This is a genomic window from Nonomuraea sp. AD125B, assembly GCF_041402765.1.
GTDB classification, from domain to species: Bacteria; Actinomycetota; Actinomycetes; order Streptosporangiales; family Streptosporangiaceae; genus Nonomuraea; species Nonomuraea bangladeshensis.
In genome coordinates this window covers 882,510-905,042 of sequence record NZ_JBGLOU010000001.1, presented here as the reverse complement: position 1 = coordinate 905,042, position 22,533 = coordinate 882,510, and the positions used below count along the sequence as shown (strand labels likewise).

Genomic DNA, 22,533 nt, shown 5'->3' with positions numbered 1-22,533 from the left:
TAAGAGGCTACTAGCCCCACTTATGCCTACTTGCGGGGAACTGGAGGCACACACGATGCGGACCGGCGGCACCCTACTCCTCAGCGCCTGCACCGCGGTGCTGCTCCTGACCGCGGCATGCGCCCCCGGCGAGCCCGGCGCCCCGGCGCGGCAGCCGCAAGGCGCCCCGGCCAGGCTGCTCATCACGCCCGCCGACGGCACGCGGAAGGTGGCCCCGGACGCCGGCATCACCGTCAAGGTCGCCGACGGCCAGATCACCGCAGTGGCCGTCACCGACGCCGACGGACGCCAGATCAGCGGCAGCGCCGGCGCCGACGGCACCTGGCGGCCCCAGTGGCCGCTCAAACCCTCCACCACGTACACCGTGCGGGCACGCGCCGTCGGCACCGACGGCCGGCAGGTCACCGAGCGGGCCACGTTCACCACCCTCAAACCGGCGCGGGTGATCGACGGCGGCATGTCGCCGATGGACGGCGAGCGCGTCGGCGTCGGGATGCCCATCCAGCTCACCCTGTCGAAACCGGTGCCGGCACGGGAGGACCGCGCGGCGGTCGAGCGCGCGCTGACGGTGGAGATGTCCAAACCCGTCGAGGGCTCCTGGAGCTGGGTGAGCGACCGGGAGGTGCAGTACCGGCCGCGCACGTACTGGCCCTCCGGCCAGGAGGTCACCGTGGTCGCGCACCTGGCCGGGCTGCGCGTCGGCCGCGGCACCTGGGGCGTCAAGGACCGGCGGGTGACCTTCACCGTCGGCGCCGAGCACATCACCAAGATCCGCAACGGCACCCACCGCGCCGTCGTCCGCAACAACGGCAAGGTCGTCAGGACCATCCCCATCAGCCTCGGCAAACCCGGCTTCGAAAGCTGGTCCGGCACCATGATCGCCCAGGAGAAGGCCCCCGACATCATCATGGACTCCGCCACCATCGGCCTGCCCGGCCTCTACCGGACCCGCACCAAATGGAACATCCGCATGACCTACAGCGGCATGTTCTTCCACGCCGCCCCCTGGTCGGTCGGCGACCAGGGCCACCGCAACGTCAGCCACGGCTGCGTCAACGCCAGCACCTCCCACGCCCGCTGGTTCTACAACTTCACCCAGCGCGGCGACATCATCAAAATCGTCGGGACCAAGCACAAACTCCAGTTCGGCAACGGGCCGACCCCGTGGGCCAAGTCCTGGGAGGAATGGCGAGCAGGCAGCGCCCTGTACACGCCCGACGCCCCGGCCACGCCCGCCGAACCGGCCGAGACGCCCCGTCCCAACGACGCCTGACCCGTCACACCCGCGCACCGCCCCCGTCGGCTCTTATAGTCACAATCAGCGGCCCACCGGGACCGATCCGCACAGATCGGTCCCGGTGCCAGACGACCGCCCACGCTGACGGGGGCTTCCATGACCGCATCGGTCTACCTGCTGGTTCTCGGCGACCACCTGCCCGACCCGCGCACCGGCGTCTCACCACCCGAGCGGGAACGCCTGCGCGCCGTGATCGAACAGGCCGTCGCCGCCGAACAGGCCGGATTCACCGGCATCGCCATCGGCGAGCACCACTTCACCCGCTACATCGTCTCCGCGCCGCAACTCCTGCTCGCCGCGATCGCCGCCCGCACCACCACCCTGCGCCTGTCCACCGGCGTCACCCTGCTCGCCCACCACGACCCCGTACGCGTCGCCGAAGAGCTCGCCACCCTCGACGCGCTGTCGGACGGACGAGCCGAGCTCATCGCCGCCCGCGGCGTCTCCAGGGAGACCGACGCCGCCTTCGGCATCACCCCCGCCGAGTTACGGCCACGCTTCCACGAGAACCTCCGGCTGCTGCTCACCCTGCTGCGCGAAGAGAACGTCACCTGGCACGGCACCTACCGCGGCCCGCTCGAGAACGTCACCACCGCCCCACGACCCGTACAGCGACCCCACCCCACGGTCTGGATCGGCAGCGGATCGCACGCCTCGGCGGACCTCGCCGCCACCCTGGGACTACCGCTCATGCTCCCCAGCACCCTGCGCGACCCCGCCGTCCACCTCGACCTCGTCACCCACTACCGGCGCCGCGCCCCCGGCCGCGTCGGACTGCCCAGTCACGTGTTCGTCGCCCAACGCGACGCCCGGGAACGCTGGCGGCCCCACCTACGGGCCTACGCCTCCTTCGCCGGCCGCTGGCGCGGCGACGGCGCCGCGATCGACCTCGACAAGCTCATGGCCGGAGCGGCGATCTGCGGCGACCCCAGCGAGGTCGCCGACCGCCTCAACGCCCAGCAGAAACTGCTCGGCCTCGACACACACCTGCTGCTGATCGACATCGGCGGGCTCCCCCAGGACGAAGTGCTCGGCGCGATCCGCCTGTTCGGCGAAAAAGTCCTCCCCCAGCTCACCACCTGACACGGCGCCAACTCCGAGCCGGCTGTCACTTCCCGATCCGCCACAAGCGATAAAAACTCGCACGGCAATTGAACCGCGACCCCGCCCCCTGCGTACCTGGCGACATGCTGCACCGTGTACGGTCCATCGCGGCGTCCTGCCTCATCCTCATCGGCGTGAGCCTGGCCGTGTCCACCTTCCTCACCCCCGACCCGGCCCTCACCACCACCGCCCACGCCGCGACCGCCCACCGGCACGCGACACAGCCACCCCCTCCCGACGACCAACCCCTCCCCGCCGCCGACCTCGAACAACTCCAGCGAGCCGTCGCCTGCACCGACCCGAAACCCCAGGTCGACGCCACCGAACTACGCGAAGTCAGCTGCCACACCCCCGCAGGCCGCTACACCCTCCTGACCTTCGCCACCCAGGCCGGCGCCCGCGCCTGGCTCGACGAAGCCCAACCGTACGGCGGGACCTACCTCGTCGGCGACCGATGGACCGTCGTCGCCGCCCCCGACCTCCTGACCGACCTCCGCGCCCGGCTCGGCGGCCGACTCGAAGGACACCACAAGCCGTCCCCATAGGGGTCGAGGCAAAGCCCCGTCAGTGCTTGACTGAAGGCGGCCCCGACACCCGGAGACCCGCATGGACGTGTTCGAACCGGCCAAACTCGGCCCGCTCACCCTGCGCAACCGCATCATCAAGGCCGCCACCTTCGAAGGCATGACCAGAAACGCCCTGGTCAGCGACGACCTCATCGCCTTCCACCGCGCCCACGCCGCCGGGGGCGCCGCCATGACCACCGTCGCCTACTGCGCCGTCGCCCCCGAAGGCCGCACCGAACGCCGCCAGATCTGGATGCGCCCCGACGCCCTGCCCGGCCTGCGCCGCCTCACCGACGCCGTACACTCCGAAGGCGCCGCCGCCTCCGCCCAGATCGGCCACGCCGGCCCCGTCGCCAACAGCAAATCCAACCGCCTGCCCGCCCTCGCCCCGTCCGCGGCGTTCAACCCGCAGGCCATCGCCATGACCAGACGCGCCACCACCGCCGACATCGAACGCATCACCGCCGCCCACGCCACCGCCGCCCGGCTCGCCGCCGAAGCCGGCTTCGACGCCGTCGAGATCCACCTCGGCCACAACTACTTCGCCAGCGCCTTCCTCTCCCCCAGACTCAACAAGCGCGACGACGAGTACGGCGGCCCGCTGGCCAACCGCGCCAAAGTCGCCCTCGGCGCCGCCCGCGCCGTCCGCGACGCCGTCGGCGACCGCATCGCCATCCTCGCCAAACTCAACATGGACGACGGCGTACGCGGCGGCCTCGGCATCGACGAAAGCCTCCAGGTCGCCCAATGGCTCGAACGCGACGGCAGCCTCGACGCCCTCGAACTCACCGCAGGCAGCTCCCTGCTCAACCCCATGTACCTCTTCCGCGGCGACGCCCCCATCCACGAGTTCGCCGCCACCTTCAAACAACCCGCCCGCCTCGGCATCAAACTCGCCGGCGAACGCTTCATCCGCGCCTACCCCTACCAGGAGGCCTACCTGCTCGACTCCGCCCGCCACTTCCGCGCCGCACTCAAAACACCCCTGATCCTCCTGGGCGGCATCAGCCAGCGCGCCACCATGAACCTGGCCATGGCCGAGGGCTTCGCGTTCGTCGCCATGGCCCGCGCCCTGCTGCGCGAACCCGACCTCGTCAACCGCCTCCGAACCGACCCCGCGACCCGCTCACTGTGCGTCCACTGCAACAAGTGCATGCCGACGATCTACACCGGCACCCGCTGCGTCCTGGCCTGAGCCCATCGGTTCGCGACCGCCACTGACCCGTCACCACCCCAGACCCGCCAGAAAACCGATCAGCGCGGCATTGACCTCCGCAGGCCGCTCCAACGGCGGCAGATGCCCCGTCCCCGGCAGATCGAGCCGCCCCGCACCCGGGATCCCCTCCGCCAGCAACCCCGACACCGCCTGAATCCCCGGCACGTCAGCCAAACCGTTGATCACCAGAGCGGGACAGCCCACCTCACCCAGCCGATCCTTCGCCGACAGATGCCGCTCCGGCACCGGCGGACGACTCCAGGAACGCTCGAACACCCGGCGCATCATCGCCAGCGCCAGCTCCCACACCCGCGGATCCAGATCATCCGCCCCCCGATCCGGCCCCGCCACCTGCCACAGCGCGTGCGCACGGGCGAAGGCGTCCAGATCCTCGGCAAGCACCTTCTCCGCCGTGCCGTCGTGGTAACGAGCCAGCCGATCAGCAGGAACCGTGCTGTGCACCCGCTCCCGCGCCTGCGCCACCATCTCCTCCGGCCACACATGACCCGACAACCCCGAAGCGATCAGCACCAGCCCCGCCACCCGGCCCGGCGCCACCAACGCCGCCTCCACCGCGTACGAGCCGCCCATCGAATCACCCACCAGCACCGCCCGCTCCACGCCGAGCCCGTCCATCACCCGCAGCAGATCCTCGTGATGAACGACCCCACCCACCGGATCAGCCGACTCGCCGTGCCCCCGCCAGTCATAACTGATCACCCGATGACCAGCGGACAACACCTCACGCTGATGCCTCCACATGCGCCGGTCAGCGATGCCCGCGTGAATCAGCACCAGCGCCGGCCCCTCACCGGCCTCCTCGCACGCCAGACCATCGATCATCACCATGTCCCACAGCGTAGGAGCGCAACCCGCACCCCACGGAAAGGTTCGCAACCGGCGTACCCGCCACCCGCGACCAGGACACCGAGGTCCTGTCGACATGGATGAGCAGGCCGTGACAGGACCCGCCGAATCCAAGTCGCGACCTCCACGGGTACGCCCCGGCGGCGGCCAGAGCCAGGCTCTCGGCAGGGCCGGCGACCCGCAACCCACCTGAACCACGCCACACCACTGCGACCATCACCATCTCGTAAGAAGTGACCCAGCCCAGCACATCTACGGTGGTCGCCATGAGCACCCTGCGAAGCGCCGCCGCCGCGATGACCACGCTCACCCTGCTGACCGCCGCATGCGGCACCACGCCCCCCGACCAGCCGGAACACCAGGCCACCGACACCTCAGCATCCGCGCCGGCCGCACCCACCGGCAGCAACGAGGAGACACGCAAGGCCACGGCACCCGCCGCACTCCGCTTCACCACCCGGACACTCGACGGCAAAACCTTCCAAGGGGAAAGCCTCGCGGGCAAACCCATCGCCTTCTGGTTCTGGGCCCCATGGTGCCCCAAATGCCTCTCCGACGCCCCCGCCGTCAAAGCGGCGGCCACCCAGCACAAAGACGTCACATTCATCGGAATCGCCGGCCTGGACACCGAAGCCGCGATGAAAGAGTTCGTCCAGCGCACAGGCACCAGCGACCTCGTCCACCTGTCCGACGCCAAAGGCGCCGTATGGACGAAACTCGGAGTCACCGAACAATCCACCTTCGTATTCATGAAACCGGACGGCACACTCGAAAAAGCATCCGGACCACTCGGCCAGAACGGACTGGAGAAGCACCTCCGCACACTGACCGCCCAGTAGCCGCCATGACCTCCCCCACCCAGACACCACTGGCCCTGGCACTCACCGCCGGCATGGTGGCCGCCTTCAACCCCTGCGGCTTCGCCATGCTGCCCGCCTACCTCACCCTCCTGATCAACGACAAAGAAACCCGCCCCATCCGCCGGGCCCTCATCCTGGCGGCCGCCATGACCGCCGGATTCGTCACCGTCTTCGGCCTGTTCGGACTGGTCGTGACCATACTGGCGGTATCAGTGGGCAGCCACCTGCCATGGGCCACCCTGGCCATCGGCGCGATTCTGGCCGGACTGGGCCTGTGGCTGCTCTCCGGCCGCGAACTCGTGCTCCGCCTCCCAGGGCTCGCCACCGGCCGCCCCACCACCGCACCCCTGTCGCTCTACGGCTACGGCCTGTCGTACGCCGTCGCCTCCCTGTCATGCACAGCCGGACCTTTCCTCGCCGTCACCTCCGCCGCACTGTCCGGACAAGGCATAGGCGGCGGAGCCGCGGCCTTCACCGCCTACGCGCTCGGCATGGGCCTGATCATCGCCATCCTGTCGCTGACGGTCGCACTCGCCCGCGCCACCCTCGTGACCCGGCTGCGACGACTGCTCCCCTACGTCTCCAGAGCCAGCGGCGCCCTACTCACCCTCGCGGGCCTGTACGTCCTCTACTACGGCTGGTACGAACTACGCGTCTTCGCAGGCCAGAACACCGACGACCCGATCGTGAGCGCGGTCACCGCAGCACAGACGACCATCACCGGCTGGGTCACCGAACTCGGCCCAGGACCGCTCGCCCTCGCACTCGGCCTCCTGCTCGCCCTGACGACCCTGATCCTGCGCACGACACGCCGCCGCGACCCAGCCCCCTGAACGACTGGACTCTCCCACACCGGGAGACCCCATGCTGAGGGCTCCGACCCGGGCAACCACCCCGCCCGGCCACCCCACGAAGCCCCAGGAGGCACCCCATGACACCGCAACTGGTCCACCACGGCCCCACCACCTGCCTCAACGTCACCGGCATGGGCGAACCCGGCGGCACCGAACACCTCTCCGCCATCAGCGCCCTGCACGCCGTGGCCGCCGCCATGGGCGGCCCCGCCGGCCCCCTCGAAGGACGCTGGTGGGTGGAGGACACCACCCTGCCCCCGCTGGAAGTGCCCCGCGACCAGTGGCGGTGGCACCTGCTGCTGCCGCTGCCCGGCGTACCCGAGCCGGGGACGGTCGAGACGGCCCGCGAGCAGGCCCGCGCGTCCGGCGCGGCCGTGGACCGCGTCCAGGTGGTCGTCTTCACCGAGGGCGAGTGCGTGGAGCTGCTCCACGAGAGCCCCTACAGCGAGGAGAAGGTGTCGCTCGACGTGATGGACGCCTTCATGGCCGAGCACGGCCTGGTGCGCAACGGCCTGCACCACGAGATCTACCTGACCGACTTCACCGATCCCGAGCCCAAGACCCTGCTCAGGCAGCCAGTGACACGACGGTGAAGCCTTTCGGTTGTTGAAGAGGTACGGGCGAAGCCCGTTCCATTATTGATCTTGAGGGTTTTGTGCGACCTCGGCGCCTTTACAATGTAGATTCATAACTGCCGGGCACGGACGGGGCCGTCCAGTCGGCGAGCAGGCGCAGGGCCTCCTCGGTCGGGGACCCCGGCTCCACGTTGTACACGCACAACGTCTGGTCGGGATCCCCCGGAGGCTGCAGGGACTCGTACGAGAAGTGCAGCTCACCGACCAGCGGGTGGTGGTAGCGCTTGGAGCCGTGCGTGCGCCGCAGCACCCGATGGTCGTTCCACCACGTGCTGAACTCCGGGCAGCGCAACGTCAACTCCCCCACCAGGTCGGCGAGCCGGCGGTCACCGGGGTAACGGCCGGCTTCGAGCCGCAGCATGGCCACGGTCTCGGCGGCGATCTGCTCCCAGTCCCCCGTGCGCTCCCTGGCGGCGGGATCCAGCAGGTAGTAACGGGCGAGATTACGCTGCGGAACGGGCAGGGCGTCGAAGTCCGTCAGGACGGTCCGGGCCAGGCGGTTGGCGGCCAGGATGTCCGTACGCCGCCCGACGACGAACGCGGGCACGTGGTCGAGCGTCCGCAACATCAGGTGGAGCCCCGGCCGGACGCGCTGCGGGCTGACCGGTGCCCGCCGGGCGGGCCGGGCGAGCAGGTCGGTGAGGTGCTCGCGCTCGGCGAGGTCGAGTTCGAGCGCCCGCGCGAGCGCCTCGACGACCTCGGGCGACGGGTTGCCGGCGCGGCCCTGTTCGAGGCGCGTGTAGTACTCGGTGCTGACCCCGGCCAGCCGGGCGACCTCGTCGCGGCGCAACCCGGGCACCCGGCGGGCACGCCCGTCGGCGGGCAGCCCCGTACGGTCGGGAGTGATCCTGGCACGCCGGGAACGCAGGAAGTCGGCGAGCTCGCGGCTACGGTCCATGCCTTCCATTGTGACCGGACGGGACCCGGCGGCCCGCGGCGTGGGTGGCCCTGTCAGTACCAGCCTTTTGAGAACCTACCTGGTCAGGGCGTGTCCGGACCTCCTGTCGAGGGGTCACGGGGTGATGTGCTGAAGGGGCGGAACTCCGCAACGGAACCCGGAAAGGACCACCTCATGACCACGCACACTTCCGCCCGTCCCCTCGCCGGCCGCGTCGCGGTCGTCACCGGAGCCTCCAGCGGCATCGGCGAGGCCACCGCCGAGCACCTGGCCGAGCTCGGCGCGCACGTCGTCGTCCTGGCCCGGCGCGCGGAGCGCCTGGACGCCCTGGTCGCCCGCGTCACCCAGGCCGGCGGCCGAGCCCTGGCCCTCGCCGCCGACGTCACCGACGAGGCGGCGGTGCGCGCCGCCGCCGACCGCGTCGCCGACGAGCTCGGCGGCGCCGACCTGCTGTTCAACAACGCGGGCGTCATGCTGCCCGCGCCCGTCGAGGAGCTGGCGACCGACCAGTGGCGGCACCAGATCGACCTCAACATCACGGGACTGATGAACGTCATCGGGGCGTTCGTCCCGCAACTGGTCGAGGCGGCCACGGAACGCGGCGTGGCCGACCTGGTCAACACCTCGTCGATCGCGGCGCAGAACATCTTCCCGAACTTCGCCGTGTACTCGGCGACCAAGGCGTACGTCACCCACCTGTCCCGGCACCTGCGCACCGAGCTCGGGCCGAAGAACGTGCGGGTGTCGGCGATCGAGCCCGGCATCGTCGGCACCGAGCTGCAGGACCACGTCACCGACGAAGGGGCGCTGGCCTGGCTGGAGGGGTCGAAGCAGGCGATGGAGTGGCTGACGCCGCAGGACGTCGCGCGTACGATCGGGTTCCTCGCGAGCCTGCCGCCCCGGGCGAACCTCCAGCAGGTCACCATCATGCCGACCGGTCAGGCGAGCTGACGCGGCGGCGAGGGCAGGGGCCGGCCGGGTTGAGCACCAGGGAAGAGACCCGGCAGGCCCCTGCGGGCGGGCGTTGACACCTCCCACCCTCGCTCGTCACGCAGAGTGACGTCAAGGCAGGTTTCTGTCACCTCCGCCGTCACGATCGGTCACCGGACGCGGGCCAGGAACACGTACTCGCGGCCCGGCCGGTCCGGGGCGTCGCGGACCTCCTCCACGACGTACCCGTGGGCGTCCAGGTCCTGTTCGACCTCCTCCCGCTCCCGGAACCGCAGCGTGGCCTCCGACGTCAGCACCGCGCCGTCGGCGGCGAACACCCACGTCCCACGGAAGGTGACCAGCGGTCCGCTGACGTCGAGCAGGTCGAACCACTGCTCGACCCGGCCCACGCCCTCGACGTCGGTCACCCGGTACGACTCCGCGCGGTTCCACGCCAGCCACGCCCGGCGGGCCGGCACCCGCGTCTCGAACACCAGCCGCCCGCCCGGCCGCAACGCCCGGCGCGCACCGTCGAGGGTGGCGGCCCAGTCGTCCGGCTCGACGATGGCCTGGGCGACGTTCGCGGTCATCGTGGCCAGGTCCGCGGCCATCGGCGGCAGCGCGCGGGCGTCGCCGTGGATCCAGCGCACCCGCTCGGCGCCCGGCTTGGCGCGGGCGACGGCCAGCGACGCCGCCGCCGGATCGACGCCGGTCACCTCCAGGCCGCGCGCGGCCAGCATCAGCGCGAACGTCCCGGTGCCGCAGCCGACGTCCAGCACACTGCGCGCGCCCAGCTCGGCCGCGATCGCCGCGTAGACGTCGAGGTCGGAGCGGTCGGGGTCGAGCGGGTCGTACACGGCGGCCAGCCGCGGGTCCTCGAACTCCTCGTTCATGCCGCGACCCTAGGCACGGAGCCGGACAGGCGCCACCGGTTAAACATCCGGTCAGGCGGCGGGACAGAATGGGCGCATGACACGTGCGGTGTACGTCGCGGCGGGCGAGGCGGAGAGCAACAAGGGCACGGTCGCCCTCGGCATGGTCGAGCTGCTGTCCCGGCAGGTGGGGGCGGTGGGCGTGTTCCGGCCGGTGGTGCGGGCCGGCCGCGAGGACAACCTCATCAACACCGTCCGCAGCCGCTTCCAGCTCGGCCTCCCCTACGACGCCTGCGCCGGCGTCACCTACGACGACGTGCACGCCGACGCCGACCGCGCCGCCGGCGACATCGTGGCCCGCTACCGCGAGCTGGCCGGGCGCTGCGAGGCCGTGGTGGTCGTCGGCACCGACTACACCGACGTGGGCGCGCCGACCGAGTTCGAGTTCAACGCCCGGCTGGCCGCCGACCTGGGCACGCCCGTGCTCAACGTGGTCAGCGCGAGGAACCGTACGGCCGCCGAGGTGGCCGCCGCCGTGGAGCTGTCGACGCGGCAGCTCGTCCACCACCACGCCCACGAGCTCGCCGTCGTCGTCACGCGCGCCTCGGAGCCGGCGGGCCTGCGGGCCGCGCTGGAGCATCCGACGCCCGTGTTCGTGCTGCCGGAGGCCCCGTCCCTGCGCGCCCCCACCGTCGCCGACCTGCTGCAGGCGTGCGACGGCGCGTTCTTCCTCGGTGACCGCGAGGGGCTCGGCCGCGAGGCGAGCGGGCTCACGGTGGGCGCGATGTCGCTGCCCAACATCCTCGATCGCTACACCGAGGGCACCGCGCTGATCATCCCGTCCGACCGGGCCGCCGCGCTGCTGCCCGGCCTGATCGCCGCCCACACCTCGCCGGGCTTCCCCTCGCTGTCCGCGGTGATCATGACGGGGGGCACGGAGCTGCCCGCGCCGGTCGAGCGCCTGCTGCGCGGCATGGTCATCCCCCTGCCGGTGATCGCGACCGACCGCGACACCTTCGACACCGCGACCCGCCTGTCGGCCGTGGAGGGCCGCTTCACGCCCGCCGCCGAGGGGAAGATCGACACGGCGCTGCGGCTGTTCGCCGAGCACGTCGACGGCCAGGTGCTGCTGGACCGGCTGGCCATCGCCAGGACCGACGTCGTCACGCCGCTCATGTTCGAATACGAGCTGCTGGACCGGGCGCGGGCCCGCCGCCGCCGCATCGTGCTGCCCGAGGGCGAGGAGCCGCGCATCCTGCGCGCCGCCGAGGTGCTGCTGCGCCGCGGCGTGGCCGAGCTGACCCTGCTCGGCGACCGCGAGCGCATCGCGGCGCAGGCCGCCCAGCTCGGCCTGGACCTGGACGGCGCGACCGTGATCAGCCCGTTCGACCCCGAGCTGCGCGAGCGCTTCGCCCGTGAGTACGCCGCGCTCCGCGCCCACAAGGGCGTCACCGTCGAGCTGGCCCGCGACACCGTCACCGACGTGTCCTACTTCGGCACGCTCATGGTGCACCTCGGCCTGGCTGACGGCATGGTGTCGGGGGCCGCGCACACCACCGCGCACACCATCCGGCCGGCGTTCGAGCTGCTGCGCCTCGGGCTGGTCTCCAGCGTGTTCTTCATGTGCCTGGCCGACCGGGTGCTGGTGTACGGCGACTGCGCGGTCAACCCCGACCCTGACGCGGCCCAGCTCGCCGACATCGCGATCGCCTCGGCCCGTACGGCCGCGCAGTTCGGCGTGGAGCCGCGGATCGCGATGCTGTCGTACTCGACGGGCGCCTCGGGCGCGGGCGCGGACGTCGACAAGGTGCGGGAGGCGACCGAGCTGGTCCGCAGGAGCCGCCCCGACCTGCCGGTGGAGGGCCCCATCCAGTACGACGCCGCCGTCGATCCCGCCGTCGCCCACGCCAAGATGCCCGGCAGCGAGGTGGCCGGCCGCGCCACCGTCTTCGTGGTGCCCGACCTCAACACCGGCAACAATCTCTACAAGGCGGTGCAGCGCAGCGCCGGCGCGGTCGCGGTGGGCCCGGTGCTGCAGAACCTCCGCAAACCGGTCAACGACCTGTCCAGAGGCGCGACGGTCGCCGACATCGTCACCACCGTCGCCATCACCGCCGCGCAGGTGCGCGACGACGTCCCGGCCGCGCCCGTGACGAGCGGCGCGGACGTGGCGCTCTCCCCCGGTGCCCGCCGATGAGCGCCGTGCGTGCCGCCACGGACGCCGACATGCCCGCCGTGCGGCGCATCGCCCGCCGGTTCGGGCTGTTGACCGGCTGGCCGCAGGGGGCCGACTTCCTGGACGCCGAGCGCGCGTTCGGCGCCCTCCTGATCGCGCGCGCTCCCGCCGAGGACGCCGCCGGGTTCGGCGGGACGCTGCGCCGGGCGGATCTCACCCACCTCGGCGACCTGTTCGTGCTGCCCGACCGGCAGTCCGGCGGCGTCGGCCGGGCCCTGCTGGCCGAGTTGCTGGCCGGCGAGGGGCCGAAGGTCACCTTCGCCAGCTCCGACCCCCGCGCCCTGGCCCTTTACGTCCGGCACGGGTTGCGTCCCTGGACCCCGCTGCTCTACCTGACCGGGCCCGCCGCGCCGCTGCCCGCGCCGCCCGTCCGCGCGGCCCTGCCGGCGGAGGTCGCCGACGTCGACGCCCGCGCCTCCGGGGGCGCCCGCCCCGGCACCCTCTCCTGGTACGCGGCCCAGCCGGACGTCACCCTGCACGTCACCGACGGTGACGGCTACGCCTTCGCGCGCCGCGCGGGCGACGACACCCTGATCGGCCCGGCGGGCGGCGACACCTCAGGCGACTGCGCGGACGCGGTGCTCGGCGCCCTGGCCGCCACCGGCGCACGGACCGGGCGGATCGCCGTCCCCGGCCCGCATCCCCTCGTGCCGCTGCTGCTGGGCGCGGGCTGGCACATCGCCGACCACGACACCTTCATGGCCGACGAGGCCGCGCTCGCCCGGCTGCGCCCCGACAGGTACGTCCCCCACCCCGACCTAGGCTGAGCCGTCGCCGGACGCCTTCGCCGCCGGCCAGGGGAAGGCGTCGCGGTGCGGACCGTGGTCGGGGTCGAACTCGTGCCGGATGCGGGCGCAGTCCTCCAGCAGCGCTCCCTGCAGCGTCCGCAGCCGGTCGTCGCGCGTCCGGCCGAACATCGACTGCGACACGTGCTGCTGCCGCTCGCCCTCGCGCAGGGCGGCGCGCAGCTCCCGCAGGTCCTCCTCGCGTCCGCGGCCGAGCTGCAGCCGCCCGAACGTGCCGAACAGCCGTGACAGCGCGTCCAGCTCCTCGGCCAGGGGGCGGGGAACCTCGGCCGCCTCCTGCGCCGGCAGCCCGCGCACGCCCGACACGAGGTCCGCCAGCCCCCTGGCCACGCCTCTCAACTGGTGGCAGGCGTGGTCCAGGCAGGTCGCGGCCTCGGCCACCTGCCGCAGCCTGCGGTCGTAGCGGCGGCGGCGCAGCGACAGGCGTACCGACTCCTCGGCCTGGTCGCTCGCCTCCTCGGCCTGCTCCAGGCGCCGCGACAGGTCCCTGGCCCGCTCCAGCCAGTCGTCGGCCGCGTCCTTGCCCCAGTCGGAGCGCAGGCCGTCGGCCATGTCCTGGGCCAGCTCCGACAGCTCGCCGGACAGGTCGCCGAGCTCGCGCATCGCGTTGTCGACGAAGCGCGGCGGCAGGATCAGCAGGTTCGCGGCGATGCCGATGGCCGCGCCGAGCAGCACGTCGCCGAGCCGGGCGAAGCCGTAGGTCTTGCCCAGCGCGAGCACCAGCAGCGCCGTGATCGGGATCTGCACGTTGCGTTCCGGCAGGTTGAGCAGGCGGGTCAGCACGAGGCCCGCCAGCACGAGCACGCCCAGAGTGAGGGCGTTGACGCCCATCAGCCAGATCAGCGCCGAGGCCGCCGCCATGCCGACGAAGACCGCGCCGACCTGCTGCACGCCGCGTACCACGGTGTCGTACGCGGTGGCGGAGATCGTCAGCAGCACGCCGATGGGCACGAGCACCGGCAGATCGACCTTCAGCACGTACGCGGCCAGCCACCAGCCGAACATGCACGCGACCGTCACTTTGATCGTCTGGATGAGCTCCTCGCGCTCCAGCTGCAGCCAGCGCCCGAGTCCCTGCCGGTGGATGCTGGCGAGCGCCGCCGCCCCGCTCCGCATGATGCGCCCGAGCGGGGAGCCGCCGTCGTCGCGCCCCCGTCCCGGTTCGGTGTCCATGTCTGTCCCCTGCCCCCACAAGGACGTCTGATAGAGACCGGTCTGTCTGGGTAGCGGCAAACGGAGTCACCAGACACGGGAGTCGCGCATGAGGACGTTAGTCGGAGCCGAGCGGATGGCGGTCACCGAGGGCTGGGCGCCCGGGGACCGGCTGCACCTGTTCAACGTCGGGCCGCGCCACGCCGGCGTCGAGCTGACCTTCTGCGCGGAGGGCCGGCCGCCGCTCGGACCGTACCGCACGGTCGTGCCCGCCCAGCGGCACCAGGCGCTGTCGCTGGAGGAGCTGGCCGGGCCCGCCGTCCTGTCCCCCGCGATCTCCTACGCGGTCGTGATCGTCGCCGACGTGGACGTGCTGGTCGACCTGACCCGCGACACCCACGAGGCGAGCCGGCGCACGGCGGCGTGAGCCGGCGTTTGACGCAAACTTGCCGATCGGCCGGGCGTTGCCACGCGCTCCGGCCGGCGGCGAGCGGCTACTGTCCCTGGATCATGGGAAAGGGTAATCGCATCAGACGTCAGCGCAGGCGGCTCGACCAGCACGAGCCGGCGCGAATCCCGCCGCGGACGGGCGCGGAGGACGTGACGTCCTCGTCCGAGGAGTTCCTGACACGCCTGGACGCGTACCTGTCGGAACAGCCCGGCGCGCACGACTGCGGCGAGGGCGGCGCGCCCGCCGCGGCGACGATGCCGGAGGTGCTGGCCGCGCTCGCCGACGGGCGGGAGCTGCGCACGCGCGACCTGGCGGCGGCCGTGCTCGCCGGGCGCGGCTGCGCGTGCGCCGTCCGTACGGAGTTCAGCCAGGCGCTGCTGGACCTGCTCAAGGGCGACGGGCGGGTGCAGGGCACGTTGCGGCGGCCGTCGTACTGGTGGCGGGCGGCGTGAGGTAGCAGGTCACGGCGATGGGACCGGGGCGAGGCGTGGGAGCACGTACTCGCCCACCCGGTAGGCCTCCTCCAGATGCGGCCAGCCTGACAGCACGAACTCCGACACCCCCGCCTCGGCGTACTCCCCCAGCAGCGCGGCGACCTCGGCGTAGGAGCCGACCAGCGCCGTGCCCGCGCCCTCACGGACCAGCCCCACCCCGGCCCACAGCCCGGGATGGATCTCCAGGTCGCGGGTGGAGCCCGCGTGCAGGTCCACCATCCGGCGCTGCCCCACGGAGTCGTAGCGGGCGAAGCGGCGCTGGGCCGCCTCGACGCGGGCCGGGTCCATGCCGGCGAGCAGCCGGTCGGCCACCGTCCACGCCTCGGCGGCGGTGTCGCGGGCGATGACGTGCACGCGCAGCCCGTAGCGGAGCTCGCGGCCGAGCGGCCCGGCCAGCGCCCGCAGCCGGGCGACCCGCTCGGCGACGGCGTGCGGCGGCTCGCCCCACATGAGCACGACGTCGGCGTGCCGGGCGGCGACCTGCTCGGCCGCCGGCGAGGCGCCGCCGAAGTAGAGCGTGGGGGCCGGGTCGAGCGGCCGGGCCAGCCCGCCGCGCTCGACCTGGTAGTGCTCGCCGTGGTGGTCGAAGGGCGTGCCCGCCCAGGAGCGGCGCAGCACGTGCAGGAACTCGCCGGTCCTCGCGTAGCGGGCGTCGTGGTCGAGGAAGTCGCCGTAGGCGCGCTGCTCGACGGGGTCGCCGCCGGTGACGACGTTGAGCAGCAGCCGTCCGCCGGAGATCTCCTGGAACGACTGCGCCTGCTGGGCGAGCAGCGTCGGCAGCGCGTACCCGGTGCGGAAGGCGACGAGCAGCTTCAGCCGTTCGGTGTGCTGGGCGAGCGCGGCGCAGACGATCCACGGGTCGGGGCAGCCCGCGCCGACGGGGGTGAGCGCGGCCTCGAACCCGGCCTGCTCGGCGGCCCGGCCCACCTGCGTGAGGTACGCGAGGCTCGCCGCGCGGTCGGCGGGGCGGAAGGCGTCGGTCGTGGTGATGGCCGAGCGGACGTCGTGGCCGTCGCCCGTCGTCGGCAGGAACCAGTGGAAACGGAGCATCCGGGTTACCTCGCGTGCTTCGTGTCGTCAGAGTCATCATCGGCCGCGGCCCGGCGCACGGCCAGCGCCACGCTCTCGCGCACCGCCGGGAAGTCCGGGTGGGTGTGCGGGTCGGGCGCGTGGGGAAGGGCCGAGCGCTGATCGAGCAGGACGCGGCCGGGCCGCCTGCTCATCACGATCAGGCGGGTGCCCAGGTAGACGGCTTCGTCCACGCTGTGCGTGACGAACAGCACGGTCGTACCGGTGGCCTGCCAGAGCCGGCGCAGCTCCTCCTGGAGGCGTTCCCTGGTGAGCGCGTCCAGCGCGGCGAACGGCTCGTCCATGAGCAGGATCGCCGGGCCGGGGGCGAGCGCGCGGGCGATGGCGGCCCGCTGCTGCATGCCGCCCGACAGCTCGTACGGCCGCCGCTCCGCCACGTCGCCGAGCCCGACGAGCTCCAGCAGCCCGGCCGCCCGCGCCCGCCGCTCCGGCCCCGGCACGCCCGCCGTCCGCAGCCCGAACTCGACGTTGCGCCGCACGTTCAGCCAGGGGAACAGGCGCGGCTGCTGGAACACCACGCCCCTGTCGGGACCAGGACCGGTCACCGGCGCGCCGCCCACCTCGATCCGCCCGGCGGTCGGGGCCGCGAACCCGGCGACCAGCCGCAGCAGCGTGCTCTTGCCGCAGCCGGACGGCCCGACGACGGCCACGAACTCGCCCGCGTCGAACCCGGCCGTGATGCCGCGCAGCGCCTCGACGGGCTGGGCGCGCGACCAGCGGGAGCGCGGGCGGTAGGTGAGCGAGACGCCGTCGAGCCGCACGCCGGCCGCGGTGCGCGACCCGCCGGTCAGCTCATCCGCTGAACGCATCGCGCAGGTCCTTCGTGGCCAGGCCCTTCTGGAAGACGGTGAGCTCGGGCACCGACGGCAGCTTGTTCTGCGCCTTCAGGAACGTGGCCGCGTCGCGCAGGTTCTCGGCGAGCTTGCCCGGCGCGTCCGGCGTGCCGAGGTAGTCGGGCCCGGCCTGCTCCTTGCCGTCGAGCAGGATCAGCTCGTCGAGCTGCGCGGCGGCCTCGTCCGGGGCGAGGTTGAGCTGGCGGCCGACCGCGGCGGCCGCGGCCTGCTTGTCGGAGCGCACCAGTTTGACGGCCCGGTCCTGCTGGCGCAGCCAGGTCCGCAGGGTCTCGGGGTAGGAGGTCGCGAACTGGGTGCGCACCACGGCGAGGTCGGCGGTCAGCTTGCCTTCCGCGGCCAGCTCCTTGCTGGTCACCAGCGTCTTCCCGGTCTTGCGGAGCTCGCCGAGCACCGGCGTCCAGACGTAGGCGGCGTCGATGTCGCCGCGCGTCCAGGCGGCCTGGATGTCCGGCGGCTCCAGGTCGACGACGGTGACGTCGGACTCGGCGAGCCCGGCCCGCTGGAGCGCGGCGAGCAGGCTGTAGTGGGCGGTCGAGGCGAACGGGGTGGCGATCTTCTTGCCCTTCAGCCCGTCGACGGAGGTCGCCTCGCGGGCGACCAGCGCCTCGTTCTCGCCGATGACGTCGAAGATCCACGGCACCTGGTACGGGATGTTCAGCGGCGCGGACAGCCCGCGGGTGACCGGGCTGCTGCCGGCCAGGCCGATGTCGATGCTCCCCGCCACCATCGCGGTGTTGACGTCGCCGCCGGAGTCGAACTTGATCCAGGTCACCTTGGTGCCCGGCAGCTCGTTCTCCAGCCAGCGCTGGTCCTTGACGATGAGGTCGCCGTTCGGGATGAGCTGGTAGCCGATGCGCAGCTCCTTGGGGCTGCCGTCGGCGTCGGCGGCGGCGTCGGCGGCAGGGCTCGCGCCGGTGCCGGTCGAGCAGGCGGCCAGGCAGAGGGCGAGCGCCAGGGCGGGGACGAGGCGGAGTTTCATGGGCTGGTGCCTCCGGGGGTTTCAGGCCTTGCCGCGCCAGGGCACGAGCAGGCGCTCGGTGGATTGCAGGAGCGTGTCGATGAGCAGCCCGGAGGCGCCGATGACGAGCAGGCCGAGCACGACGACGTCGGTCTGGTTGTAGCGCTGCGCGTCGCGGATCATGCCGCCGATGCCGGGGACGCCGTTGACGGTCTCGGCGGCCACGACCGTGGTGTAGGCGACCCCGACGGCCACCCGGACGCCGGTGATCACCTCGGGGAGCGCGCTGGGGAGCACCACCCGGTACGGGAGCTGCCAGCGGCGGGCGCCGAGCGAGCGGGCCGCGTACAGGTAGTCGGCGTGCACGCCGCGTACGGCGTCGGCGGTGGCCACGGCCACGGGCGGCAGCGCGGCCACGAACAGCAGCGCGACCTTCGGCGGCTCGTCGATGCCGAGCCAGATGATGAGCAGGCTGAAGTAGGCCAGCGGCGGCAGCGTCCGCACGAACGTGATGAGCGGGTTGAGCAGCGCCCGCACCGTGGGCACGAGCCCGACGACCAGGCCGAGCGCGACGCCGCCCGCGATGCCGTAGAGGCTGCCGAGCGCGATCCTGCGCAGGCTGGCCAGCAGGTGCTCCGAAAGCAGGTGGCCGCCGTAGCCGCGCTGCCCGTCGTGGGTGGAGGAGGTGAGCAGGAACTGCTGCCACACCGAGCCGGGCGACGGCACGAACACCTCCGGCCAGAGGTGGGCGGCCGCGACCGCCCACCAGATCGCCCCGAGCAGGATCACGCTCGCGACCCGGAGCCCGACGCCACGGAACACCGGCCCAACCCCTATTCCCTATAAGCGACTGGTTTAGTGGGGAATACGGTAGAGGATCCGGCCCGTGCCGCACAAGCTGCGGCTTCACCGCCTTCAGGACACGGCGAAGCCCGAGAACAGCGCCAGGGCGAGCGCCAGCGCGACCACCACGTTGACCACGGTCGCCGCCGCGAACACCGCGACCGGCCGCCAGCCCGCCTCCCGCAGCGAGGCGACCCGGAACTCCAGGCCGATGCTCACGAAGGCGAGGATGAGGAACCAGGTGCGCAGGTCGTTCGCCACCCCGATCACCTCCTTGCCGTGGGCGGCGGTGACCGTGTTGAGGTACCACGTGGCCAGCACGGAGGCGGCCACGAAGCCGAGCACGAACTTCGGGAAGCGCCGCCACAGCTCCCCCGCGCCGGGCCGGGGCGCGTCCGGCCGCCGGTCCACGCGGAAGGCGAACCAGGCCGTCAGCGCCACCACGACGACGCCGATGAGCGCGTTCTGGGTGACCTTGACGATGGTGGCGATGGCCAGCGCGTCCTCACCGGCGAGCGCGCCCGCGGCGGTCACCGCGGCCGTGGTGTCGATGTTGCCGCCGATCCACGCGCCCGCGACCTCCGGGCTCAGCCCGAGCAGGGTGGCCAGCGCGGGCAGGACGAAGATCGACGGCAGCGCGAAGGCGATCACCAGGCTGGCGCTGTAGGCGAGCTGCTCACGCTTGGCCTGCACGGCTCCGGCGGCCGCGATGGCGGCGCTGACCCCGCAGATCGACACGGCGGACGACAGCAGCGCCCGCAGCCGGTCGTCCAGCCCCAGCCTGCCGCCCAGCCACCAGGTGAACAGGAACACCGTGCTGATCAGCACCAGGGCCTGCACGATCGCCGGCCCGGCCGCGGTCACGATCACCTTGAGGTTGATCGACGCGCCGAGCAGCACGAGCCCGGTCTTGATGAAGAACTCGGTGCGGAACCCGCCCGACAGCCGCTCCCGCAGCCCGGCCGCGGTGAGCACCGCGTTGCCGAGCAGGCCGAGGACGATCGCGTACACGGGGAACTCGACGGCCTTGGCCAGGCCCGAGCCGGCGAACCAGGACGGGACGTTCTGCTCCAGGAAGCGGGTGGCGGCCCCGAGCAGCAGGACGGCGAGCACGCCGAGCGCGCTCCACTGCCACGTGCGGGTCGTGACGGCGGTCCCGGCGGTCATCACGGCACCAGGCCGGGCGGGATGACGCCGGCGAGGACGAGGACGAGCAGCGCCAGGCCGAGGAGGGTCGCCGCCCAGTCCTCGTTGAACGCGGTACGGCTCTCAGGAGGTTCTTCTCGGGTGCTCATGGGGGTGCCCCTCTCCGGCGGTCGGCCGATTTCAGGACACCACGGAGGACTAAACCCGTCAAGACCTACTGATTTAGTAGGTTAACAGGAGGTCTCAGGCCGCGACCGTCTCGTCCTCCAGCGAGGTCGCGCCCTGCTCCCAACGGCCCAGCACGTGCTCCGCCCACAGCCGCTCGACGGCCAGGGCGCACGCCGCGCCGTACAGGATGTCGCCGGTCAGCGACGGCTCCTGCGTCGCCAGGCCGGTGCACAGGTCGTGCGCGGCGATCTGCTCGTGCACGGCGTCGGCCTGGACGTGCTCGTCGTAGAAGCGGGTGGCCTCGGCGTCCCCGCCGAGCCTGCGCAGGGCCGTGGCGTAGCGGCGGTTGGGCAGCGACGAGGTCATCTCCACGGCGGCGAGGTGCCCGGCCAGCGCGCCGCGCAGCCGGCGGTGCAGCCCGAACAGCGACATGACGTTGGAGACGGCCAGCGTGACGCCCGGCACCCGGCCCAGGTAGGCGCCGTAGGAGGCGTCCAGGCCCAGGGCGGTCATCGTGGTGCGGAACAGCTCGGCGTGCATGCGCTCGGGCCTGCCGCCGCCGTACTCGTCGGACTGGACCTCCACCAGCGCGGCCTTGGGCCGGCCGTGCAGGCGCGGGATGCCCCAGGTGTGCGGGTCGGCCTCCTTCAGGTGGTAGATCGAGCGGTGGACGACGAACTCGCGGAACCGGTCGAGGTCGGCCTCGCGCTGGAGGTACGCCGCCAGGCCCGGTCCCTGCTGCTCGTCGTGGGCGACCAGTTCCTTGAGCGCGCGGCGTACCTGCTGGGGCGGCACCGGCTCGGGACGCGGCACGGCGTCCGCGAGCGCGCCCTCCAGGCGGCGTTCGAGCTCGCGCCGGAAGCCCAGGAGCGACGGCTGCCACTCCCAGCGGTCGTCCACCCCGGCGAAGCCGCGGTAGTGCAGCTCGTAGCAGGCGAACAGGGCGAGCTGCAGGTCGCCGTCCGCCAGGGCCGTGGCGCAGGGGCCAGGGGTTGCCGGCGGCGGGTCCAGGTCGGCGGGCGGCCCGGCGAGGCGTTCGAAGAGCTCGGCGGTGAGGGGGCCGCGGGCGGCGGGCAGGTGCATCCGGCTCCGCTGCCCGGGGCCCTCACGTCCAAACCGGGCGCGCCGGGCAGCGCGGCGGTCGCGGGCCGGGCACGGCGGGACCGCGATGATGGGAGGGAAGATCACGATGACAGGAGCCACACATGCAGATCGGTGTCGTCTTCCCGCAGTCCGAGATCGGCGCGGACCCGGGCGCCGTACGCGCCTACGGCCGGCGCGTCGAGGAACTGGGCTTTCGCCACGTGCTCGCCTACGACCACGTCGTGGGCGCCGACCCGGCCGTGCACCAGGGCTGGAGCGGCCCCTATGACGTGCACACGACCTTCCACGAGCCGATGGTGATGTTCGGCTACCTGGCCGCGCTGACGTCGCTGGAGCTGGTCACCGGCATCATCATCCTGCCGCAGCGGCAGGCGGTGCTGGCCGCCAAGCAGGCCGCCGAGGTCGACCTGCTGACCGGCGGACGCTTCCGCATGGGCGTGGGGCTGGGCTGGAACCACGTCGAGTACGAAGCGCTCGGCGCGGACTTCGGCACCCGCGGCAAGCGGATCGAGGAGCAGGTCGCGCTGATGCGCGAGCTCTGGTGCGAGCAGACGGTCACCTTCGAGGGCGAGTACCACCGGGTGAGCGCCGCCGGGCTCGCGCCGCTGCCGGTGCAGCGGCCGATCCCGGTCTGGTTCGGCGCGCAGTCGCCCCCGGCCTACCGGCGGGCCGGGCGGCTGGCCGACGGCTGGTTCCCCCAGATGTCCCCGGGGCCGGAGCTCGACCAGGCCAAGGCCATGGTCGAGGAGGCCGCCACGCAGGCCGGCCGCGACCCGTCCGGGCTCGGCATGGAGGGCCGGGCGGGGTGGACGGGCGACGCCGAGGCGCTGGTCGACCTCGCCGGGCGCTGGCGGGAGGCGGGCGCGACGCACCTCTCGATCAACACGATGGGGGCGGGCCTCGGCCCGGTCGAGGGACACCTGGAAGCTCTGGAGGAGGCCGCCGCCGCGCTCGGGCTGGGACGCGGCTGAGAGCACACCCGCACGTTACCTTCGCCGCCCGTCATGGGGATTTCGTGACCGGGGAATTACGCAGGTCAGAGGGGTGTTGTACGGTCCAGTGAGCGTGGCCGCGACCTCAGCCGCAGAGCGAGTGACCACCGGGCCGCGCTCGCCCGCGTCCGCCTCGCGGAC

The 22,533-nt window shown here is 72.6% G+C and carries 24 protein-coding genes; 13 read left to right on the top strand and 11 right to left on the bottom strand.

Annotated elements, in window-relative coordinates:
* The first annotated feature begins 55 nt into the window (after positions 1–55).
* From ACBR40_RS04200 to ACBR40_RS04185, 4 genes are all read left to right on the top strand, one after another.
* Complete coding sequence (locus ACBR40_RS04200; RefSeq protein WP_371247454.1) at positions 56–1,273, top strand: Ig-like domain-containing protein; 1,218 nt, start codon at positions 56–58, stop codon at positions 1,271–1,273.
* Between the two features lie 120 nt (positions 1,274–1,393).
* Positions 1,394–2,380: an LLM class flavin-dependent oxidoreductase gene (locus tag ACBR40_RS04195; RefSeq protein WP_371247453.1), complete on the top strand. Its 987-nt coding sequence runs from the start codon at positions 1,394–1,396 to the stop codon at positions 2,378–2,380.
* 104 nt (positions 2,381–2,484) lie between these two features.
* Positions 2,485–2,946, top strand: a complete 462-nt coding sequence (locus ACBR40_RS04190) for a hypothetical protein (protein WP_371247452.1) — start codon at positions 2,485–2,487, stop codon at positions 2,944–2,946.
* 61 nt (positions 2,947–3,007) lie between these two features.
* Positions 3,008–4,162, top strand: a complete 1,155-nt coding sequence (locus tag ACBR40_RS04185) for an NADH:flavin oxidoreductase (RefSeq protein WP_371247451.1) — start codon at positions 3,008–3,010, stop codon at positions 4,160–4,162.
* Positions 4,163–4,192: 30 nt separating this feature from the next.
* Here the strand turns inward: ACBR40_RS04185 and ACBR40_RS04180 are convergent, their stop codons facing one another.
* On the bottom strand, positions 4,193–5,032 hold the full coding sequence (locus ACBR40_RS04180; protein ID WP_371247450.1) for an alpha/beta fold hydrolase: 840 nt from the start codon (positions 5,030–5,032) through the stop codon (positions 4,193–4,195).
* Between the two features lie 284 nt (positions 5,033–5,316).
* On the opposite strand from ACBR40_RS04180, the gene ACBR40_RS04175 reads away from it, so the two are divergent.
* The 3 genes from ACBR40_RS04175 (at position 5,317) to ACBR40_RS04165 (ending at position 7,357) form a co-directional block, all read left to right on the top strand.
* Entirely contained in the window at positions 5,317–5,889 is a 573-nt protein-coding gene (locus ACBR40_RS04175) for a redoxin domain-containing protein (RefSeq protein WP_344216086.1), read from the top strand.
* Between the two features lie 5 nt (positions 5,890–5,894).
* Positions 5,895–6,743 carry a cytochrome c biogenesis CcdA family protein gene (locus ACBR40_RS04170; RefSeq protein WP_371247449.1) on the top strand — a complete coding sequence of 283 codons (849 nt, stop codon included), beginning with the start codon at positions 5,895–5,897 and terminating at the stop codon, positions 6,741–6,743.
* Between the two features lie 98 nt (positions 6,744–6,841).
* Entirely contained in the window at positions 6,842–7,357 is a 516-nt protein-coding gene (locus ACBR40_RS04165) for a hypothetical protein (protein WP_371247448.1), read from the top strand.
* Positions 7,358–7,436: 79 nt separating this feature from the next.
* On the opposite strand, the gene ACBR40_RS04160 is transcribed toward ACBR40_RS04165, so the two are convergent.
* On the bottom strand, positions 7,437–8,297 hold the full coding sequence (locus tag ACBR40_RS04160) for a helix-turn-helix transcriptional regulator (protein WP_371247447.1): 861 nt from the start codon (positions 8,295–8,297) through the stop codon (positions 7,437–7,439).
* Positions 8,298–8,471: 174 nt separating this feature from the next.
* Here ACBR40_RS04160 and ACBR40_RS04155 point away from each other — a divergent pair, with 174 nt between their 5' ends.
* Entirely contained in the window at positions 8,472–9,248 is a 777-nt protein-coding gene (locus ACBR40_RS04155) for an SDR family oxidoreductase (protein ID WP_371247446.1), read from the top strand.
* 149 nt (positions 9,249–9,397) lie between these two features.
* Here ACBR40_RS04155 and ACBR40_RS04150 read toward each other — a convergent pair whose 3' ends face one another.
* Complete coding sequence (locus ACBR40_RS04150; protein WP_344216096.1) at positions 9,398–10,120, bottom strand: class I SAM-dependent methyltransferase; 723 nt, start codon at positions 10,118–10,120, stop codon at positions 9,398–9,400.
* A 76-nt stretch (positions 10,121–10,196) separates the two neighbouring features.
* Here ACBR40_RS04150 and pta point away from each other — a divergent pair, with 76 nt between their 5' ends.
* Both pta and ACBR40_RS04140 read left to right on the top strand, forming a co-directional pair.
* A complete protein-coding gene (gene pta / locus ACBR40_RS04145) occupies positions 10,197–12,296 on the top strand; it encodes a phosphate acetyltransferase (protein ID WP_344216098.1) in 2,100 nt (699 codons plus the stop codon).
* Complete coding sequence (locus ACBR40_RS04140; protein ID WP_371247445.1) at positions 12,293–13,102, top strand: GNAT family N-acetyltransferase; 810 nt, start codon at positions 12,293–12,295, stop codon at positions 13,100–13,102. The genes pta and ACBR40_RS04140 overlap by 4 nt, the downstream gene beginning before the upstream one ends.
* On the opposite strand, the gene ACBR40_RS04135 is transcribed toward ACBR40_RS04140, so the two are convergent.
* On the bottom strand, positions 13,094–14,314 hold the full coding sequence (locus tag ACBR40_RS04135) for an aromatic acid exporter family protein (RefSeq protein WP_371247444.1): 1,221 nt from the start codon (positions 14,312–14,314) through the stop codon (positions 13,094–13,096). The genes ACBR40_RS04140 and ACBR40_RS04135 overlap by 9 nt on opposite strands.
* Before the next feature lie 88 nt (positions 14,315–14,402).
* Between ACBR40_RS04135 and ACBR40_RS04130 the strand changes: the two genes are divergently transcribed.
* Together ACBR40_RS04130 and ACBR40_RS04125 are read left to right on the top strand one after the other, a co-directional pair.
* A complete protein-coding gene (locus ACBR40_RS04130; RefSeq protein WP_344216104.1) occupies positions 14,403–14,720 on the top strand; it encodes a sensory rhodopsin transducer in 318 nt (105 codons plus the stop codon).
* A gap of 83 nt (positions 14,721–14,803) precedes the next feature.
* Positions 14,804–15,196 carry a hypothetical protein gene (locus ACBR40_RS04125; protein WP_371247443.1) on the top strand — a complete coding sequence of 131 codons (393 nt, stop codon included), beginning with the start codon at positions 14,804–14,806 and terminating at the stop codon, positions 15,194–15,196.
* 9 nt (positions 15,197–15,205) lie between these two features.
* Here ACBR40_RS04125 and ACBR40_RS04120 read toward each other — a convergent pair whose 3' ends face one another.
* From ACBR40_RS04120 to ACBR40_RS04090, 7 genes are all read right to left on the bottom strand, one after another.
* Positions 15,206–16,288 (bottom strand): LLM class flavin-dependent oxidoreductase, encoded by a 1,083-nt coding sequence (locus ACBR40_RS04120; protein ID WP_371247442.1) that lies wholly within the window; start codon positions 16,286–16,288, stop codon positions 15,206–15,208.
* 5 nt (positions 16,289–16,293) lie between these two features.
* Entirely contained in the window at positions 16,294–17,136 is an 843-nt protein-coding gene (locus tag ACBR40_RS04115; RefSeq protein WP_371247441.1) for an ABC transporter ATP-binding protein, read from the bottom strand.
* Positions 17,120–18,160: an ABC transporter substrate-binding protein gene (locus ACBR40_RS04110; RefSeq protein WP_371247440.1), complete on the bottom strand. Its 1,041-nt coding sequence runs from the start codon at positions 18,158–18,160 to the stop codon at positions 17,120–17,122. The genes ACBR40_RS04115 and ACBR40_RS04110 overlap by 17 nt, the downstream gene beginning before the upstream one ends.
* Positions 18,161–18,181: 21 nt before the next feature.
* Entirely contained in the window at positions 18,182–18,961 is a 780-nt protein-coding gene (locus ACBR40_RS04105; protein ID WP_371247439.1) for an ABC transporter permease, read from the bottom strand.
* A 93-nt stretch (positions 18,962–19,054) separates the two neighbouring features.
* On the bottom strand, positions 19,055–20,149 hold the full coding sequence (locus ACBR40_RS04100; RefSeq protein ID WP_371247438.1) for a YeiH family protein: 1,095 nt from the start codon (positions 20,147–20,149) through the stop codon (positions 19,055–19,057).
* Entirely contained in the window at positions 20,149–20,277 is a 129-nt protein-coding gene (locus ACBR40_RS04095) for a hypothetical protein (protein WP_281249601.1), read from the bottom strand. The genes ACBR40_RS04100 and ACBR40_RS04095 overlap by 1 nt, the downstream gene beginning before the upstream one ends.
* 94 nt (positions 20,278–20,371) lie before the next feature.
* Positions 20,372–21,484, bottom strand: a complete 1,113-nt coding sequence (locus ACBR40_RS04090) for an iron-containing redox enzyme family protein (RefSeq protein WP_371247437.1) — start codon at positions 21,482–21,484, stop codon at positions 20,372–20,374.
* A gap of 17 nt (positions 21,485–21,501) precedes the next feature.
* Here ACBR40_RS04090 and ACBR40_RS04085 point away from each other — a divergent pair, with 17 nt between their 5' ends.
* On the top strand, positions 21,502–22,371 hold the full coding sequence (locus ACBR40_RS04085; protein ID WP_371247436.1) for an LLM class F420-dependent oxidoreductase: 870 nt from the start codon (positions 21,502–21,504) through the stop codon (positions 22,369–22,371).
* Positions 22,372–22,533: the final 162 nt, after the last annotated feature.

Coding starts and splice junctions, on each gene's coding strand:
- ACBR40_RS04175 (WP_344216086.1), top strand. CDS start 5,317: ATGAGCACCCTGCGAAGCGCCGCCGCCGCGATGACCACGCTCACCCTG.
- ACBR40_RS04125 (WP_371247443.1), top strand. CDS start 14,804: ATGGGAAAGGGTAATCGCATCAGACGTCAGCGCAGGCGGCTCGACCAG.
- ACBR40_RS04100 (WP_371247438.1), bottom strand. CDS start 20,149: ATGACCGCCGGGACCGCCGTCACGACCCGCACGTGGCAGTGGAGCGCG.
- ACBR40_RS04140 (WP_371247445.1), top strand. CDS start 12,293: ATGAGCGCCGTGCGTGCCGCCACGGACGCCGACATGCCCGCCGTGCGG.
- ACBR40_RS04095 (WP_281249601.1), bottom strand. CDS start 20,277: ATGAGCACCCGAGAAGAACCTCCTGAGAGCCGTACCGCGTTCAACGAG.
- ACBR40_RS04185 (WP_371247451.1), top strand. CDS start 3,008: ATGGACGTGTTCGAACCGGCCAAACTCGGCCCGCTCACCCTGCGCAAC.
- ACBR40_RS04115 (WP_371247441.1), bottom strand. CDS start 17,136: ATGCGTTCAGCGGATGAGCTGACCGGCGGGTCGCGCACCGCGGCCGGC.
- ACBR40_RS04085 (WP_371247436.1), top strand. CDS start 21,502: ATGCAGATCGGTGTCGTCTTCCCGCAGTCCGAGATCGGCGCGGACCCG.
- ACBR40_RS04195 (WP_371247453.1), top strand. CDS start 1,394: ATGACCGCATCGGTCTACCTGCTGGTTCTCGGCGACCACCTGCCCGAC.
- ACBR40_RS04160 (WP_371247447.1), bottom strand. CDS start 8,297: ATGGACCGTAGCCGCGAGCTCGCCGACTTCCTGCGTTCCCGGCGTGCC.
- ACBR40_RS04200 (WP_371247454.1), top strand. CDS start 56: ATGCGGACCGGCGGCACCCTACTCCTCAGCGCCTGCACCGCGGTGCTG.
- ACBR40_RS04165 (WP_371247448.1), top strand. CDS start 6,842: ATGACACCGCAACTGGTCCACCACGGCCCCACCACCTGCCTCAACGTC.
- ACBR40_RS04180 (WP_371247450.1), bottom strand. CDS start 5,032: ATGGTGATGATCGATGGTCTGGCGTGCGAGGAGGCCGGTGAGGGGCCG.
- pta (WP_344216098.1), top strand. CDS start 10,197: ATGACACGTGCGGTGTACGTCGCGGCGGGCGAGGCGGAGAGCAACAAG.
- ACBR40_RS04110 (WP_371247440.1), bottom strand. CDS start 18,160: ATGAAACTCCGCCTCGTCCCCGCCCTGGCGCTCGCCCTCTGCCTGGCC.
- ACBR40_RS04170 (WP_371247449.1), top strand. CDS start 5,895: ATGACCTCCCCCACCCAGACACCACTGGCCCTGGCACTCACCGCCGGC.
- ACBR40_RS04135 (WP_371247444.1), bottom strand. CDS start 14,314: ATGGACACCGAACCGGGACGGGGGCGCGACGACGGCGGCTCCCCGCTC.
- ACBR40_RS04190 (WP_371247452.1), top strand. CDS start 2,485: ATGCTGCACCGTGTACGGTCCATCGCGGCGTCCTGCCTCATCCTCATC.
- ACBR40_RS04130 (WP_344216104.1), top strand. CDS start 14,403: ATGAGGACGTTAGTCGGAGCCGAGCGGATGGCGGTCACCGAGGGCTGG.
- ACBR40_RS04120 (WP_371247442.1), bottom strand. CDS start 16,288: ATGCTCCGTTTCCACTGGTTCCTGCCGACGACGGGCGACGGCCACGAC.
- ACBR40_RS04150 (WP_344216096.1), bottom strand. CDS start 10,120: ATGAACGAGGAGTTCGAGGACCCGCGGCTGGCCGCCGTGTACGACCCG.
- ACBR40_RS04155 (WP_371247446.1), top strand. CDS start 8,472: ATGACCACGCACACTTCCGCCCGTCCCCTCGCCGGCCGCGTCGCGGTC.